Consider the following 520-nt stretch of genomic DNA (forward strand, 5'->3'; position numbering starts at 1 on the left):
GAATCTTTTAATGCGAAAATTAAAAACTTCAGACTACAACTTCGAGGGGTAAAAGACAGAACTTTCTTTCTATTCAGATTAACTAAACTTTTTGCATAGCCCCCAAGTTTTGCGATTGATCCATTTTTATCTACCTCTACAAATGAAGACAGTAGATTATATAAAAAATCAAAGGCTTCTTACGAAGCCTTTGAAACACCAAATCACAAAATATTAATATGAAAAAAATTTACTTTTCAGTAAACTTGTGACCCGGCTGGGATTCGAACCCAGGACCCATACATTAAAAGTGTATTGCTCTACCAGCTGAGCTACCGAGTCGGTCACTTAATTTGAATTTACTTTTTAAAAAGCAATATTCTTTTTTTAAGATCTGCAAAGATACAAATTATTTTGTTCCTGCAAAATTTATTTTCAAAATCAAAGGTTTCTTAAGAAAGCCCTTGAAACACCAAATCACAAAATATTAATATGAAAAAAATTTACTTTTCAGTAAACTTGTGACCCGGCTGGGATTCGA

The 520-nt window shown here is 31.9% G+C and carries 1 tRNA gene and 1 pseudogene; one reads left to right on the forward strand and one right to left on the reverse strand.

From position 1 onward, the window contains the following. Positions 1-99, forward strand: a pseudogene (locus B0E34_RS19180) (transposase); the annotation flags it as partial. Between the two features lie 149 nt (positions 100-248). Here B0E34_RS19180 and B0E34_RS19185 read toward each other — a convergent pair. Beyond that, positions 249-321, reverse strand: a tRNA-Lys gene (locus B0E34_RS19185). Positions 322-520 lie beyond the last annotated feature (199 nt).

The sequence above is a fragment of the Chryseobacterium mucoviscidosis genome (genome assembly GCF_002177115.1).
Taxonomy (GTDB): Bacteria; Bacteroidota; Bacteroidia; order Flavobacteriales; family Weeksellaceae; genus Chryseobacterium; species Chryseobacterium mucoviscidosis.